General features: G+C 38.7%; 15 protein-coding genes. 12 read left to right on the top strand and 3 right to left on the bottom strand.

The annotated features are described in order from the left end of the window. The first annotated feature begins 189 nt into the window (after window positions 1-189). Window positions 190-1191 carry a tetratricopeptide repeat protein gene (locus ACWIUO_RS04000; protein WP_454176630.1) on the top strand — a complete coding sequence of 334 codons (1002 nt, stop codon included), beginning with the start codon at window positions 190-192 and terminating at the stop codon, window positions 1189-1191. Window positions 1192-1340: 149 nt separating this feature from the next. Here the strand turns inward: ACWIUO_RS04000 and ACWIUO_RS03995 are convergent, their stop codons facing one another. Beyond that, a complete protein-coding gene (locus tag ACWIUO_RS03995; protein ID WP_454176629.1) occupies window positions 1341-1472 on the bottom strand; it encodes a hypothetical protein in 132 nt (43 codons plus the stop codon). Window positions 1473-1619: 147 nt separating this feature from the next. Between ACWIUO_RS03995 and ACWIUO_RS03990 the strand changes: the two genes are divergently transcribed. From ACWIUO_RS03990 to ACWIUO_RS03970, 5 genes are all read left to right on the top strand, one after another. Next, window positions 1620-2069, top strand: coding sequence for a hypothetical protein (locus ACWIUO_RS03990; RefSeq protein ID WP_454176628.1), 450 nt, complete (start codon window positions 1620-1622; stop codon window positions 2067-2069). 21 nt (window positions 2070-2090) lie between these two features. Beyond that, the gene (locus tag ACWIUO_RS03985) at window positions 2091-3836 is read left to right on the top strand and encodes a hypothetical protein (RefSeq protein ID WP_454176627.1); all 1746 of its coding nucleotides are present in this window, start codon (window positions 2091-2093) and stop codon (window positions 3834-3836) included. A gap of 1 nt (window position 3837) precedes the next feature. After that, window positions 3838-4437, top strand: a complete 600-nt coding sequence (locus tag ACWIUO_RS03980) for a hypothetical protein (RefSeq protein ID WP_454176626.1) — start codon at window positions 3838-3840, stop codon at window positions 4435-4437. Window positions 4438-4850: 413 nt separating this feature from the next. After that, on the top strand, window positions 4851-5138 hold the full coding sequence (locus ACWIUO_RS03975) for a hypothetical protein (RefSeq protein WP_454176625.1): 288 nt from the start codon (window positions 4851-4853) through the stop codon (window positions 5136-5138). Beyond that, window positions 5135-5425, top strand: a complete 291-nt coding sequence (locus ACWIUO_RS03970) for a type II toxin-antitoxin system YafQ family toxin (RefSeq protein ID WP_454176624.1) — start codon at window positions 5135-5137, stop codon at window positions 5423-5425. The genes ACWIUO_RS03975 and ACWIUO_RS03970 overlap by 4 nt, the downstream gene beginning before the upstream one ends. Before the next feature lie 30 nt (window positions 5426-5455). On the opposite strand, the gene ACWIUO_RS03965 is transcribed toward ACWIUO_RS03970, so the two are convergent. Then, window positions 5456-6487, bottom strand: a complete 1032-nt coding sequence (locus tag ACWIUO_RS03965; protein ID WP_454176623.1) for a hypothetical protein — start codon at window positions 6485-6487, stop codon at window positions 5456-5458. After that, entirely contained in the window at window positions 6484-8097 is a 1614-nt protein-coding gene (locus ACWIUO_RS03960) for a CCA tRNA nucleotidyltransferase (protein WP_454176622.1), read from the bottom strand. The genes ACWIUO_RS03965 and ACWIUO_RS03960 overlap by 4 nt, the downstream gene beginning before the upstream one ends. A 225-nt stretch (window positions 8098-8322) precedes the next feature. On the opposite strand from ACWIUO_RS03960, the gene ACWIUO_RS03955 reads away from it, so the two are divergent. The 6 genes from ACWIUO_RS03955 (at window position 8323) to ACWIUO_RS03930 (ending at window position 15723) form a co-directional block, all read left to right on the top strand. Next, window positions 8323-8565 carry a DNA-directed RNA polymerase subunit omega gene (locus ACWIUO_RS03955; protein ID WP_454176621.1) on the top strand — a complete coding sequence of 81 codons (243 nt, stop codon included), beginning with the start codon at window positions 8323-8325 and terminating at the stop codon, window positions 8563-8565. 151 nt (window positions 8566-8716) lie between these two features. Further along, on the top strand, window positions 8717-10864 hold the full coding sequence (locus tag ACWIUO_RS03950; RefSeq protein WP_454176620.1) for a RelA/SpoT family protein: 2148 nt from the start codon (window positions 8717-8719) through the stop codon (window positions 10862-10864). A 113-nt stretch (window positions 10865-10977) separates the two neighbouring features. Then, window positions 10978-12240, top strand: coding sequence for a tyrosine--tRNA ligase (gene tyrS / locus ACWIUO_RS03945; protein WP_454176657.1), 1263 nt, complete (start codon window positions 10978-10980; stop codon window positions 12238-12240). 22 nt (window positions 12241-12262) lie between these two features. Further along, entirely contained in the window at window positions 12263-13354 is a 1092-nt protein-coding gene (locus ACWIUO_RS03940) for a nitronate monooxygenase (protein ID WP_454176619.1), read from the top strand. A 3-nt stretch (window positions 13355-13357) separates the two neighbouring features. Further along, a complete protein-coding gene (locus tag ACWIUO_RS03935) occupies window positions 13358-14794 on the top strand; it encodes an N-acetylmuramoyl-L-alanine amidase family protein (protein WP_454176618.1) in 1437 nt (478 codons plus the stop codon). Between the two features lie 41 nt (window positions 14795-14835). After that, window positions 14836-15723, top strand: coding sequence for a hypothetical protein (locus ACWIUO_RS03930; protein ID WP_454176617.1), 888 nt, complete (start codon window positions 14836-14838; stop codon window positions 15721-15723). Window positions 15724-15731 lie beyond the last annotated feature (8 nt).

Raw genomic sequence — 15731 nt, 5'->3', positions numbered from 1 at the left:
AAAAACGCTTTTGGTAGCCAAAATACGAAGCATATTAAGTAGCCAACGCAAATGTGTATTAAAAGTCTTGCTTTGTAGATGAGTATTAAAACTTTGTTTTTTTTTGTAGCATACGCGTTTTAGCGTTTTATACGCATTTGCATTGATTGCAAAAAGCGGGTAAAGCAAAATCTACAAAAGGGAGTAAAAATGTCAAAAAGAAATCATATATTTTTGTATGCTTGGATTTTGGCTATTGTCTTTTTATCAGGCTGTGCGACAAACCCATTTGCAAAGTTTTATACTTCTCACATTGATAGAGAAAAAATAGAGCAAATGAAGCAAACAAAATCCTACCCCACAATCAAAGAGCTAGGCTTTGTCGATAGGGTAAAAACTTTTGGCTTACTAAGCATTGCAAATACAAAATTTATCAAAGCTGGTTGCCATCTCATCGGCGAATCACATTTTAGTGGCGAGCTAAACGACATATACAATGCTGAAATAAAAGCAAAGCGCGTAAAATCAAATCTTTTTGTCGTATATGCAGAGTATTCTCACACTGCCCACTGGCAAGAGACTAGAATGGAAGTGGTGGGAGTATCTAGCACGCACAGCGCATCAAAAGCAAAAATATTTGGCTCTTATGTGTTTGGTAGCACGAATACGACCACTACGCATACTGCGCCTGTTACACGCGAATATAGCGCGGATATTTACAATCAAGGCGCGACATATTATCTATGCCCAAGCGAAGAGGAAATGGAAGCAAATGAGCGCAAAGAGCAAGCGGTATTAAGCAAAGCGTGTGGTAGCAAAAACTATGAAGCGTGCCTAATACTAGGAAACTATTATCATTTATATTATGATGACCCCGATTCGCGCAATACGATTAAGTATTGGAATCTAGCTTGTGATAAGGGCAACATAGAAGTCAAATCAACAGCTTGCTACAATTTAGGCGTTTTGTATTCTAACGGAGAATCAATCAATACAAATCTGCGACTATCAGCACAATATCATAAAACCGCTTGCGCGCTTAACTACGCGCTATCGTGCGTAAATTTGGGTGTGTTTTATGAGCGTGGTGCAAGCATACGACAAAGCCTTTTCGAAGCAAAGGAGCATTATGGAAAGGGCTGTGATTTGGGGGAGGAGCTAGGCTGTGAGAAGTTTAAAGAACTAAATGAACAGCGGATAGAACTGCAATAAATCGTTGCATTGCATATCATTAGCGTAGAATCTAAAAAATAAAAATCTGCAAAAAAAGGCGAAAAAATTTGTAGCTTTGCTTATGTTGCGCAATAAAACTGCGTGTGGATTCTGGCAATCAAAATGCTTTAAAAAAACTAATTTGATTCTCATTTATCGTTTTTTTGCTTTTTATCGTTTTTTGTCATTTTTGTAGCATTTATCGCGTTTATCCTCCGTTTTGTGGATTTAGATTTTGCAAATCCTGCATACAAAATCAAAAATATCCTAAATTTTATCATTTATTGTGTTTTCATTTACTATTCATTCAGGGGGGGGGCTAGTATAATGCCTTGTTTTTATCTCGCGTTTTTCCTTGCAAAATCTTGCAAAAAAAAAAAAAAAACGCAAGATTTTGCCAAAAGGCTTATATCTGCATCGGGGAATCTATGAATCGACACTATCACGCACGCCAAAGCACGCTCCACACAAAATCTACCCTGCCTTATCTTGCGCTTGTTATTTGTGCATTTTGCCTAAATGCTTGCGATGACGCGCAAAGCGTGCTATCCCCACAGCTAGCGCAAGGCACGACTTCCATCAACAAAGATTTAAAAACCGAATTTGAAAAGCAAATCGCTAGCAAGCTAGAAATAATGCTCCCCCTGCTAGAAAATGGCACGCCTATCCCGCCCTCTGTGGCGAAATGTATCGCAAAAGATAGGGCTTCAAAATTTAGCGATATAGAAATCGCTTTTATTATGGATTCTCATTTTGGCGAGCAAGAGGCTTTCACGCGCCTAGATAGCGATTCTCTAAATACATTACATTCTAAGCTAAATTCGCTAGAAAATCTTATCTCTTTCCCACCGCATTGCTATGAAAATCTAGTCAAATAACCCCAAAACAAAGGAGCAACAATGGCACAAAACACGCAAACACGGCAAGCAGAAACGATTGATTTTGCGCGCGAATTTTTGCGCGAGGACTATGACAAAATGGCTGATGAAATCGAAGTGGAGCTACAAACACTTACCAAAGAGCAGGCATTGCGGATAGAGATTGACAGCGGGCTAGAAAACGCCCTGCAAGAGATGCAATCCCTCCAAGCACAGCTCCCAAAAGAGCAGATGAACTCACTTTTTGACCAAGTGTCTAAAAATGCGGTTGACGCGGTGGTGGGGCATTTTGGACTTGCGGCTGCGGTGCTAGGTAGCAAGAACGGCGGAAATGTAACTACGGGAAATAATTTTGAAAAAAGCATAGTAGCAAACCAAGCCGATAAAGAAAAATGGGAGGCTTATAATAATAAGCAAAAACAAGGTGGTTTTCAGCGAAATGATGGCGTTTGTGATTATGATAAAGGAAAAGATATGATAAGGGATAGCTCTCCAAGTGAAGTCCATAGCGAATATACAGGAGAGACAATGGAAAGAGGGCGTGGAACAGGAAAGGCACAGCTTGACCATGTCATTTCTGTAAAAGAGCTTGATAGCAATCCAGAAGCACATTTATTTCTTAGTGCCGAAGAAAGAGCGACACTTGCTAATCTCCCTGAAAATTTGCAATGGCTAGAATCTAGTGCAAATGCTTCAAAAAGCGATAAAAACTTAATGGAATGGGGGCGTGAAATAGATAAAGAAACAGGGAAAACTAATTTTGAAAAATATGGAATTGATGAAAAACAAGCGCAACAAATACAAGACAAAGCACAAAAAGCGCAAAATAGTGCCATATTTAAAAACAAAATGAAAAAATATTCTAGTGAGTTACTTGTAACAGGTGGGATTGACGCGGGAAAAATGGCGATTCACTCCGCTATCGGCGTGATTTTAAAAGAGTTTATCGAGGGAATGAGCATCGAGCTAAAGATTCTTTTTAAAGAATTTGGCAATGAGAGTTTGAAGGATATTTTCAAGCGATTTGCGGAGCGACTAAAGAAAATCTGGGCGACTTTGCGCGAAAAATGGAAAGAAATAATCGCAGGTTCGTTTGAAGCAGGAATCGTAGCGTTTTTTAGCAATCTAGTGGTATTTGCGATAAATATCGTATTTACCACTTTGAAAAAATTTGTGCAGATTATCCGCGCAGGATTTGCCTCTCTGTGTCAAGCGGTAAAAAAGATATTTGACAAAAATACACCCCAAAATGAGCGACTTTTTGAAGCGTCTAAAATCCTTATAACAGGGATTATTAGCGCGGTAACTATGCTATCAGCTGAAGCGATTACAAAATTTCTAATGACTATTCCCGGGCTAAATGCTATTTTAGGATTCCCTCTCCCATTTAGCAGTGTAGATGATGAAGGCAAACCCGTAACCAACATAGGCGATGCGCTAGGGCTTTGCATAAGCGCAGCTTTGGGCGCGGTGCTATCCACAATCGCTATTTATTATATGGATAAATGGGCAAATGATAGGAAAATCGCTGGGCTAAAACTACAAATTATGACAAAGTCAGGTGAAGTGGCAAATCTAAAGATTATGCAAACTTGGTTCGCCTTTAAAGATGGCTTTGATTATATTGCGGTGGAGGCAGATAGATTTGGACATTCTATTTCTCATACCACACTTGCAATAGCGCAAAGTGGTGCAAGTGTCGATAAAGAGCTAGATTCGTTGGACGAATCATTGAAAGAATTAGAAAATCTAACAAAAGGAGAATAAAATGAGTAACATTGTAGTGCAGAACATAAAAAATTATGGCATAGAGGCATTTAATGATATAGATTCAGATTCGTTGCCACAAAGTGTAGTGGAAATAAAAGAGGTAGCAAAACAAGCCTCAAATACAATCTGCCAACATTTTGAGAGATTGACTGAAATGCAAGAGGAAATGCAAAATCTAAGCTATGAAGCTAGAAAAGCAAAGTCGGATTTAAGAAATACGCTATCACTTGGCTTTTTTGGCAAAAGCAAAAACGATAAAATAATGGATATTTTGAGGGATAAAAGCGAACTGCAAGATGAGCATAATATCGAGTTATTAAAATTACAACAAGTAAGCATTCAGCTTAGCTTACTATCTGCTAAATTAGGTTCTGCAATGATAAGCGAAATGCAAATATGTATCAAAAATGGCTTTGAAGATACAGATGGGCGCATTAAGAAATTAAGCCAAAATAGTCAGCAACAAGCTAGATTGCTAATACAAAATATAAAGCAATCAAAAAAGCAGAATGAAAAATTTGGCTTGGTTATAAAGATTGCCTTTATTTTTGTGGCTATCGCTTTGGGGGCATTTTTGGCATTTAAATTTGCGATATAGATTCTAGCGTGGCTTGCTATTATGCTATCGTTGGCAAGTTTGGGTTTAAGCGTTTTTAGCTTTGTAAAATAGCTTGTTTCACAATCTGCGTAACAATGATTTTGCACGCAGATTTTGGGCTTAAATCATTCGCTTAAAACGATTTGCCCTTAAAATGATTTGCCAAAAAAGCGTAGTAAAAAAAACGGGCTTAAATCCACCACAAAACAGACTTAAACCACCAAAAAAACAGGACTAAATCCGCCCACGCATAAATCAAGGCATTTTTTATCGCTTGCTTTATCGCGCATTTTATGGATTTTAGATTTTGCTAGATTTTGTGCATATTTGGGCTATTGTTATCATACCTAGTGCTATACTTTTGAAATTTATCCATTTGATTATGTTGCATTTTAAAAAAAGAGGAAACAACGATGACAACGGCTAATTATAGTAATTACAGCGAGCGTAGATTGCTAGATAATCTTGCGAGCGCAAGGAATAAAATCACGCTTATCCAAAACGAAAAAAAAGCATTGGAAAAAAAACTGAATGCTTGGCTAGAAAAAGAAAGCAAAATAAAAAAGGCTCTTAAAGAAAAATATGTGCCAAATAAAGAAACTATCAAAGCGATGAAAAAATGCGAAACAATCAGCAAAAACGATGATATAGTCAAGGTAGAAAAAATCGCAGATTATCTAAAAGAGCTTGCGCAAAAATGATTAAAGAGATTGTTTCTAAAAATTCATTTAAGCAGGATTTTAAAAAAGCTACAAAGCAAGGTTTTATCAAAGAAGCAGAAATCGCCGAGATTGACAAGATTATTCAGCTTTTGGCAAACAATCAGCCACTAGAGCCAAGACACCGCAATCATTTTTTAAGGCACGATTACGCAGGGTTTAGCGAGTGTCATATCAAACCAAATTTATTGCTAATCTACAAAATAGAAGCTGATATACTCTATCTAACAAGAATAGGCAGACACCAAGACATATTTAAAAAATATTGATTGATTTTGTATAAACCTCAAAAATGGTTTTTAAAATCCTGCGTTTTTTGCGCATTTTATGGATTTTAGATTTTGCTTAGGTTTTATGATTTTAGAATCTAAATTGTTAGAATCCGTGTCGCTAGATTTTATAATTGCTAGATTTTGGCTTGCTAGATTTTTAGTGTTGCTAGATTTTGCAAAATAGCTAAATTGCCTAGAATCACCGCGCGACTTAGATTCCCCATTATCGATAAATTTCACACAAAAGCTAGCGCGATGAGCGGGGGATAGTCCGTGCTTTTTGATAGAATCTATGTGGGATTTTGTGCCATAGCCTGCGTTTGTGGCGAAGTCGTATTGGGGGTAGATTTTGGCTAGTTTTGCGCTTTGGGTGTCTTTGGCACATTTGGCATAGATTGACGCACACGAGATTAGCGGGATTTTCTCATCGCCTTTGATTACGCATTCTAGCGTGGCGTTTATGTCGTGGGGTTGCGCGATATTTGCTTGTCTTAGCGCGTTTGCCACGCTTGCGCCAAATGTGCTATTTCCATCGAAATAAAATCTAATTTCTTGTGGATTTTGGTTTTTTGGTGGATTTTGCGGAGTTTGGGATTTTTGCGCAGATAGATTTTGGGCTTTTTGCAAAATCTGTTGATTCTGTGGATTTTCTAAAAATTGCGGATTTTGCGGTGTTTTTAAATTTTGTGGATTTTGCGGATTTTGCACACGCTTTTCTTGCACCTTTTCTCCGCACAAATCATTATCGCACGCCTGTTTTACCACGCTTTTTATTATCTCTTCTAATGCCTCTTTTAAACACGCACTTAAACCCTTTGTGTCGATTTCGCTAGCGGTTTTTTCCACGACAAACGCACGCAAATGCGCCACCTCATTTAGCCTAGATTCTAGCGCGTATCGCGTTTTTTTGCTTATTTTTTTGCTATCTTTTATGCCCATTTTGATTAGATTTTGATTTAAGCCATTTTTTAGCATCGCTTCTTTGCACGCCACGCCCGCGACAAAAAGCGAGCCAGCCAAGCACCCTCTGCCAGCCTCATCGATTCCGCATATTATCATTTTTGCCCCTTAGATTTTAGATAGTTTATTGTCGCTTTTTTTAGGGCGGATTGTTCATTTGGGATTTGCTCTTTTATCACGCCCAAAAGCAAAAAATCTAAGATTTTGCCAATGTGTTTTCCCTGTATTTTGCGATTTTGCGTGTGATTTTGCGTATGTTTTTGTGTGTGATTTTGCGTGTGATTTTGCGTGTGATTTTGTGGAGCGTTTGGGCTGTGATTTTGCAGGATAGATTTTACCTCATCGCCGTTGATTGCCAAGTGCGACAAACAAAAGCATTCTTTAAAATCAGTCATTTGAAAATCAGTCATTTGAGAATCTTTATTTTGAAAATCCATAATTTGCTTCAACATAGATTTTGCATTTTTTACTTGCGTTTTTTGATTTTTTTCACAAATGATTTCTAAAAAATCTAGCAATGATTTTGCCTTTTTTAGCGCGGTTTCGCCGTTTTTATCACAATCTTTTAGTAACATTTTTATGGCGATTTTTTGGGCTTGTTTGTCTTTGGTAGCATTCTTACAGACGCACTCCCACGCACTAGGCACAAAATCTAGCAAAAAGCAAACACTTTCAATGATTTTGCCACTATATCGTAGATTTTTTAGAGCAAATTTTGCTTTTTTGCTAGCATTGCTCCCCTCGCCAAAAATCCCATAGCTTAGCACGCTTAAGCGCAAAATCAAATCTTTTGGCGTTTGTTTTAGCAAATAAATATTGCCTAAAATCTTTTTATTTATGAAATCCACCTTAAAGATTATGCCTAGCACCTCGCAAAATTCGCTAAGCACCTCGCAAGCAAAATCCCCCAAAATCAGCTTGCTAAATTCTGCGTTTAGACGCTCTTTTGAGAGGGAATCTAGCATTTTTATATGTGTCTTTATCGCGCTTTTTGTCGCATATTTTATGCCAAATCCAAGCGTAGAGCGAAATCGCAAAGCCCGCAAAATCCGCAAATAATCCTCGCTAAATCGAATATTTGGATTCCCTACGCAAGATATGGTTTTAGATTTTATGTCATTTAGCCCGCCAAATGTATCAATCAGCGCGTGCTTGCTAGGGCTAAAAGCAATGGCATTGATAGTAAAATCTCTGCGGGCTAAATCCTGCTCGATATTATCGCTAAATTCTACGCTTTTTGGGTGTCGCCCATCGATATATTCGCTATCTTTGCGAAATGTCGTAACCTCGATAAAATCGCTAGATTTAGCATTTTGCCGTGTTAGATTTTGGGCTAGATTTTGTGTAAAATTCTGCGTTAATTTTTGTGCAAGATTTTGCGTTAGATTTTGTTTAGTTTTTTTACAATGCTTTATGGGCGATTTTGAGATGGCGATTGTGCCGTAGCTTTTGCCGATTTCTAGGCATTTATGCCCTGCGCTAGTAAAGATTTCTAAAATCTCATTTGGCGTTGCATTTGTGGCTATGTCATAATCTTTTGGCTTTTTTCCTAGCAATATATCTCGCACGCACCCCCCCACCAAAAACGCCATAAATCCCTTTGATTCTAGCGTATTTACCGCGCTTAGCACTTGCCTATCTATGGATTTGGCAAATGCGTCTGATAGATTTGAAAAATTTGATAAATTTAATGTATCGCACAAATCCATAAAAACTCCTACGCTAAAAATCTTAAATAAGCCCTTAATAACGCGTTTTTTTAGCCTCTAAACGCCACGCAAAATCTTAAAATCAAATACGAAATTATAAAGTGATTATCTTTAAGGAATTATCAAATTATAAAGGAATATCAAAGTAAAATCGTTGTATAATACGCGGTTTTAAAACAAGGCTAGCTAAGTGGCTAGGCTAATATCTCACAAAAAGGACGCCTAATGAGACGAAATGCAAAAAGAAGCGAGGAAATCACAGCAGCTGCGCTAGAGCGGGTAAATAACGACCGCTACATTCTCTCAAATATGATTTTCAAACGCGTAAAACAGCTAAATAATGGTGCGGAAATCCTAGTAGAAGCAAACCCTAGAAAAGAAAAGCTAACTGATATTGCATTGCGCGAGATAGCGGAGGGCAAGCTAATCTTAGAGCGCATAGACAACCCAAGCGAAAATCTTTTTTAAGATTTTTGTAGATTTTACATACATTTGCAAACCCCATAGAATCGCTCTAAAATCCCTAATATTAGAATCTTTGAATGCAAAATTTTTTAATTAAATTCTAAGATTCTAGGTTTTGCCTTAGTTTTATATTTTCATTGTTTAGGAATCCATTTTGGAAATCTTCACACAAATCCAACAACTAAAAACATTTGCCGATGCGAAGGCATTTTTATCCACCCTTTGTAAGATTACGCCAAATATCAAACGCGCTATACTTTGTGCGCAAAGTAGCCACGAGGGGCAGTTTCGCAAAAGTGGCGAGCCATATATCGTGCATCCTATGTGCGTGGCGTGTTTGGTGGCTTTTTATGGTGGCGATGAAGCAATGGTGTGTGCGGCATTGCTTCACGATGTGGTAGAAGATACGCAAATCAATTTAGACAATGTCAAAAATGATTTTGGGGAGGCAGTCGCCCTGCTTGTAGATGGGCTTACCAAAATCGATGAAATCCGCGAAGAAGAGCTAGGCACAAAAAATGCCAACCAAAAACTTGCCATAAGCGCGCTTACTTTTCGCAAAATGCTAATCGCAGCGGTAAATGACCCACGCGTGCTAGTCATCAAAATCAGCGATAGATTGCATAATATGCTTACCCTAGAAGCACTAAGCGAGGAAAAACGACTGCGCATCGCAAAAGAAACGCTAGTGGTATATGCCCCAATCGCCCATCGACTAGGAATCTCAAGCATAAAAAATGAGCTAGAGGACAAAAGCTTTTTTTATATTTTTCCGCAAGAATACGGCAAAATCCAAGATTTTTTGAAAGACAATAATCAGCCTTTGACTTTGCAGTTAAATGATTTTTCGCAAACCATTCAAGCATTGCTATTGCAAAATGGCTTTACAGAATCAAATTTCACGCTAGAATATCGCATAAAACGCCCTTATTCGATGTATCTAAAAATGCAGAGAAAAGGCATAGGAATCGATGAGATTTTGGACTTGCTTGCGTTGCGCGTGATTGTGGGGAGTGTGCTAGATTGCTACAAGGTGCTAGGGATTATTCATAATGAGTTTAAGCCCATCATATCGCGCTTCAAAGACTACATAGCCCTACCAAAAGAAAACGCCTATCAGACGATTCACACCACGGTATTTGATAAATCACGGGTATTTGAAGTGCAAATCCGCACTTTTGATATGCACAAAAATGCAGAATTTGGCGTGGCGGCGCATTGGAAATACAAAAGCGATGGCTCTATCGCGCCAAGTTTGGAGTGGCTACAAAACTTGCAATATCAAAATAACGACATTGAGGAATTTTATGAGCTAGCAAAAAATGATTTATACCGCGAGGATATAGTCGTATTTTCGCCCGATGGCGATACTTTTAGCTTGCCTTTGGGGGCGGTGGCACTAGATTATGCCTACCTTATCCATACAAAGCTAGGCGACCACGCAAAAGTAGCCTATATCAACAATCAAGAATCCTCCCTGCTTCAGCGACTAAAAAGTGGCGACATAGTGAGAATCCTAAGCGATGAAAAAGAAAATCCAAAATACACTTGGATAGATGCTGTCAAAACCTCTCGTGCCAAAAACCAGCTAAAAATCCAAGCCCAAAATCGCATAAAAGAAGTCGAAAAAAAAGCCGCTATCAATATTTTGGCTACGATTTTTAGCAAAGACCCTGATATTTTTGGGCGGTATTTGAGCATAAAAGGGCTTGATAGGGATTTGGTAAAATGCGTAAGCGATGAAAAACATCTAATCGAAGCGTGTGAGAAAATCAAAGATAGTTTTTCGCTAGGCTCAAATCTATTTGTCAAAATCCGCTTTAATATGCTAGCCCCAAAGCAAATAAAGCTAGAGAATTTTATCTTTTGTAGCAACCACACCATAAATGGCGTAGGGTTTGACTACTGCTGTCGCCCAAAATATGGCGACTCTATAATGGGCGTGCTAACAAACCAAAAAGTCATAATCCACCACAAACTATGCGACAAACTAAAAGACATCATCAAAGAAGGGCAAGCAATGGTGCTAACCAAATGGGCACAAATCGACAAGCAAGTCCATAAAGTCATCGTTTCACTAGAGGACAAACAAGGAATGCTAGCTTCATTTATCAATACCCTTGCAAAACAGGGGTGCAATGTGCTAAGTATCAATTATAGTGGGTATAATTCACAAACGGCTTCATATTGCGAAGTGATTTTTGACACAGAAGATAAAAATTACAAAAAAATTAAGGATACACTTAGCACAAAATTTAGTATTATTGAATTTAGCAATTTTAAAGACGCCTATAAAGGCTAGATATGCAACAAATAAGGACAAAAATGCCAAAAGATTCTAAAATAGATTCTGCTAGCAAGACGCCATTATCTGCGAAAATATCTGCGTCATTATCTAAAGAGACTTTAGAGGCTATGGAGGATATAAAGCGCGGGGTTAGCGAGTTTATCGGGGAGGAATATATCGCCTCTCTTGTAGAAAAATATTTCCAAAGCAAAAAAGCAAAATGCAGAGATTCTAGAGATTCTGATTCTAAAGATTCTAAGGAAGAGAGGTTTATCGTAAAAGCAGGGTTTGACCCTACCGCGCCAGATTTGCATTTGGGGCACACGGTGCTTTTAAATAAACTTGCTACTTTTCAAAAATACGGCGGAAGCGTGAAGTTTTTAATCGGGGATTTTACCGCGACTATCGGCGACCCAAGTGGCAAGACGCAGACACGAAAACAGCTTACCAAAGAGGAAGTTTTGCAAAATGCTAAGACTTATGAAAATCAAGTATTTAAGATTTTAGACCCAAAATACACGGAGGTTTGTTTTAATTCTAAATGGATAAATGAGCTTGGCATAGGCGGGCTAGTCAATCTTACGGCAAATTTTTCAGTCGCTAGAATGCTAGAGCGCGATGATTTCACCAAACGATACCAAAATAATCTACCCATTAGCATTATTGAGTTTATTTATCCATTGCTTCAAGGGTATGATTCTGTGGCACTGAAAGCAGATATTGAGCTAGGGGGGAATGACCAGAAGTTTAATTTGCTTGTGGGGCGGGCTTTGCAGAGGGCTTATGGACTGCCAAAAGAACAATCCATTTTAACAATGCCACTGCTTGAAGGGCTAGATGGTGTGCAAAAAATGAGTAAATCTCTAGGGAATTATATTGGAGTTACGCAAAATCCTAACACAATGTATGCTAAAATTATGAGCATTTCTGATGAACTATCTTGGAGGTATTATGAGCTACTTAGCGCAAAGCATATCCGCGAAATAGAGGACATAAGGCATAGCGTAGAAAATGGCAAACTCCACCCAAAAGTAGCAAAAGAAATGCTAGCATTAGAGATTACGACAAGGTTTCATAGCCTAGAGCTAGCAAAAAGGGCAAAAGAAGAGTTTGATTTAGTCTTTGCAAATAAAGAGATTCCGCACGATATTGCAAAATCCACATTTTTGATAAAAGATTGTGAAAATGCGGATTTAAGCGGGATTTGGATATGTGAGATCCTCACAAAAAGCGGACTTTGCCCATCTAGCTCACAAGCAAGACGCGAGATAAAAGCAGGAGCATTAAAAATCAACAAAGAAAAAATCACCGATGAGAATCTAAAACTAAGCAAAGGCTCTCATATTATCCAAGTAGGCAAACGCAGATTTTTAAACGCCATCATCAAATAACCACAAACAACAAAGGATTTAAGTGAAAACCAAGCTAAAGCCATTACAAATCGGCAAACACTGCATAGCACTACCCATATTTCAGGGTGGAATGGGTGTTGGCATTAGCTGGGATAATCTAGCAGGAAATGTCTCAAAAGAGGGTGCGCTAGGGATTATTTCTGCGGTTGGCACGGGGTATTATCACAAAATGCAGTTTGTAGAAAAACTTGTGCTAAATAAACCATTTGAAACGCTAAATTTCTACTCAAAAATCGCTTTAAACGAAATCTTTAAAAACGCTCGCAAAATCTGTGGCGATAAGCCTTTGGGGGCAAATATATTGCACGCAATCAACGACTATGGCAGGGTGGTGCGCGATGCGTGCGAAGCGGGGGCAAATATCATCGTTACGGGGGCTGGGCTTCCTACTAATATGCCAGAATTTACCAAAAATTTCCCTGATGTCGCGCTTGTGCCTATCGTGTCGTCCATCAAAGCAATAAAAATCATCTGCAAAAGGTGGGAAGAGCGATACAAAAAAATCCCAGATGCCTTTATCGTAGAGGGACCGCTAAGTGGCGGACATCAAGGATTTAAATACGAAGATTGCTTTAAGCCAGAATGTCAGCTTGAAGCGATTTTGCCTCCCATAGTGGAGGAAGCAAAAAAATGGGGAAATATCCCTATCATTGCTGCAGGTGGGATTTGGGATAGAAGCGATATTGATAAATTTTTGGCACTTGGGGCAAGTGGCGTGCAAATGGCTACACGATTTTTAGGCACTTTTGAATGCGATGCAAAGGCGTATCAGCGCATAATGCCAAAGGTAAAAAAAGATGACATAGAGCTTGTAAAATCCCCTGTGGGCTACCCTGCAAGAGCGATAAAAATCGGCGTCTTAGAGCGACTAAAAGAGGGCAATGCCCCCAAAATCAAATGCGTAAGCAACTGCGTAGCCCCTTGTCAAAGAGGCACAGAGGCAAAAAAAGTGGGATATTGTATCGCGGATTCTCTTGGCAAGGCGCATTTGGGGGATATTGATGAGGGATTGTATTTCACAGGTGCAAATGGCTACAAAATCGACAAAATCATCTCAGTCAAAGAACTAATAGAAGAACTCACAAAAGGCTAGGCTATGAGGCAGATTTTGCTAGCCCTAGCTGCATTATTTGCTTGCACGGTTACTTTGGTGGCGCAAAATCCACGCATTATAAATGCGATTCCATTTGGCGCAAGTAGCCTAAAAATCGTCTTTTCTAGCGACATAGATTCTCTAACCCTCACACCTATAAAGCTAAATCAAAACTCATATTATGTGGATATAAAAGCCGTGCTTGATATTGGCAGAAAAGTGTATTTTTTCCCGCGCAATGCCCAAGTAACAATCGCTCAAAACACCCCAGAAATCGTCCGCATAGTCATAACAAATGGCAATAATGCAAGCTATCAGTTAAAACAAATGCAAAAAAATCTGTATTTGTCATTTGTAGATTCTACGCAAAGCACACAAAACGCGCAAGCCACGCAATCTACGCAAAATAAACCCCCAGCCAATCAAACCACACAAACCCAACCCACACAGCAAAAACCTACCCAAGATGCGCAAACAAAACCAAACGCCGCTGCGGACAAAGACGCAAAATCTACCCAAAATCAAAAAAAAGAATCCACCAAACAAGAATCAAAAAAAACTCAAAAACCACCAAAAAAAGAAACTCCCAAAAAGGAATCCAAAAAACAAGAAACCCAAAAAAAAGATTCTACGAAGTTAAAAAAAGATTCTACCAAAAATAAACCCCCTGCCAAAAATGCAAAATCCACCAAAAGTGCGCCACCTACACCGCGCACGATTGTATCTACTATGCTTGCTACGCCTAGCTCTAGACAGGGGATAAAAGTCGTAATCGACCCAGGGCACGGAGGCGTGGATTGTGGGACATTGGGCGTTACAAAAGTATGTGAAAAACATATCGTTTTAAAAGTCGCCCTAAAAGTGCATAATGAGCTAAAAAAGCGCGGATATGAAAGCTACCTTACGCGCGATAGGGATATTTTTATCAAATTGCCTGAACGCACCAAATTTGCCAATGACAAAAAAGCGGATTTATTTATCTCTATCCACGCAAATTCTGTCCCCAAAGGCAAAACCTCGCCGCGTGGCATAGAGACTTATTTTTTGTCCGCTGCTAGAAGTGAAGATGCTAGAAATGTCGCAGACCAAGAAAACAAAGCCGATACAGAGACGATGGCAAAATATCAAAAATTGCAATTTCTAAACACGCTAGAAACTCATCGTATCATCGCTTCAAATCGCCTAGCTATCGACATACAAGCAGGTATCAAGCAAAATCTACAAGCAAACTATCCGCCAAGCACGATTATAGATAATGGCGTGAGGGAGGGTCCTTTTTGGGTGCTAGTGGGCGCGTTAATGCCCTCTGTGTTGGTAGAAATAGGGTATAATTCTCACCCCCTAGAATCCCAAAGGCTTAATGATGATTCTTACCAAAGGGTGCTATCTATCGGCATTGCTGATGGCGTAGATAGCTTTGTGGCAAAAAATTTCAAATAACATTTTAAATCACATTTGGATAAATTTTTTAAGGAGTAGTGATGAGCTTTTCTAGTGTGCGTATTTTTTCCTCACTTTTCTTTTTCTTTGCAGTGTTTGTGTTTTTATCACTACTTGTTTCTCAAATCTCCCAAAATTTCAACCAACTTTTTTTGATTTTTTCTTCGCCTCATCGTGCGTTTGATTTTATCAGCAATATTTTGCTTTTTTTGTGGGTGGCTATGTGTGCTGGATTTTGCCTATATATGCGCAAAAAAAAGCAACACAAATCCATAGAATCTTTGCTTAGCATTGTGCTAGCGATTTTTGTAAGCATCGTGTTAGTTTTGCGTATCTTAAAAGGACAGCTTGAAAATCAAGCCTATGGCATAAACTACGCGGTAAATGACACCATAAGCGGGCTAATATTGTGGCAGATTTTTGATATTGGGCTATATTGTCTTAGCTATGGATTTTTGATATTTTTGCCATTATTATTGCTTGCTTTTAAACTGCGTCTAAATCCTTTTAGCAAGTGGGGAAAAATGCTTGAAAAATATAAGCCCTCCATTTGTGCTACGCTTTTTGTGCTATTTGCGCTTGCTTTGCAGCCCTACTATGCCAAAAAAAATATCTTTTTTTATTTTGATATAGCGTTGTTTTATGTGGCGTTATTACTGCTTATCATATCGCTTTGGCGCAATAAAGAGCTGTTTTCTTTTTATGAATACGCAAATATTTTATGGCTTGTAGTGGGGATAATCTTTTTTAGTGCTAGCTCCAAAATCATTGCACAAGCGGATTATAGCAGTGCTAGGATTTTGTTTCTTATCATCGCGCTAATGGCGTGGTGCGGGGATTTTATGAGCGGGATTATCAATGGCAAATTTGCTCCAAGCAATTTAAAAGAGCTATTGCCAAAATCACTTGCGACAAAATCCAAACCATAAGAGAAAAT

The sequence above is a fragment of the Helicobacter sp. T3_23-1056 genome (assembly GCF_053654535.1).
This window is presented reverse-complemented; position numbering and strand designations above follow the sequence as displayed.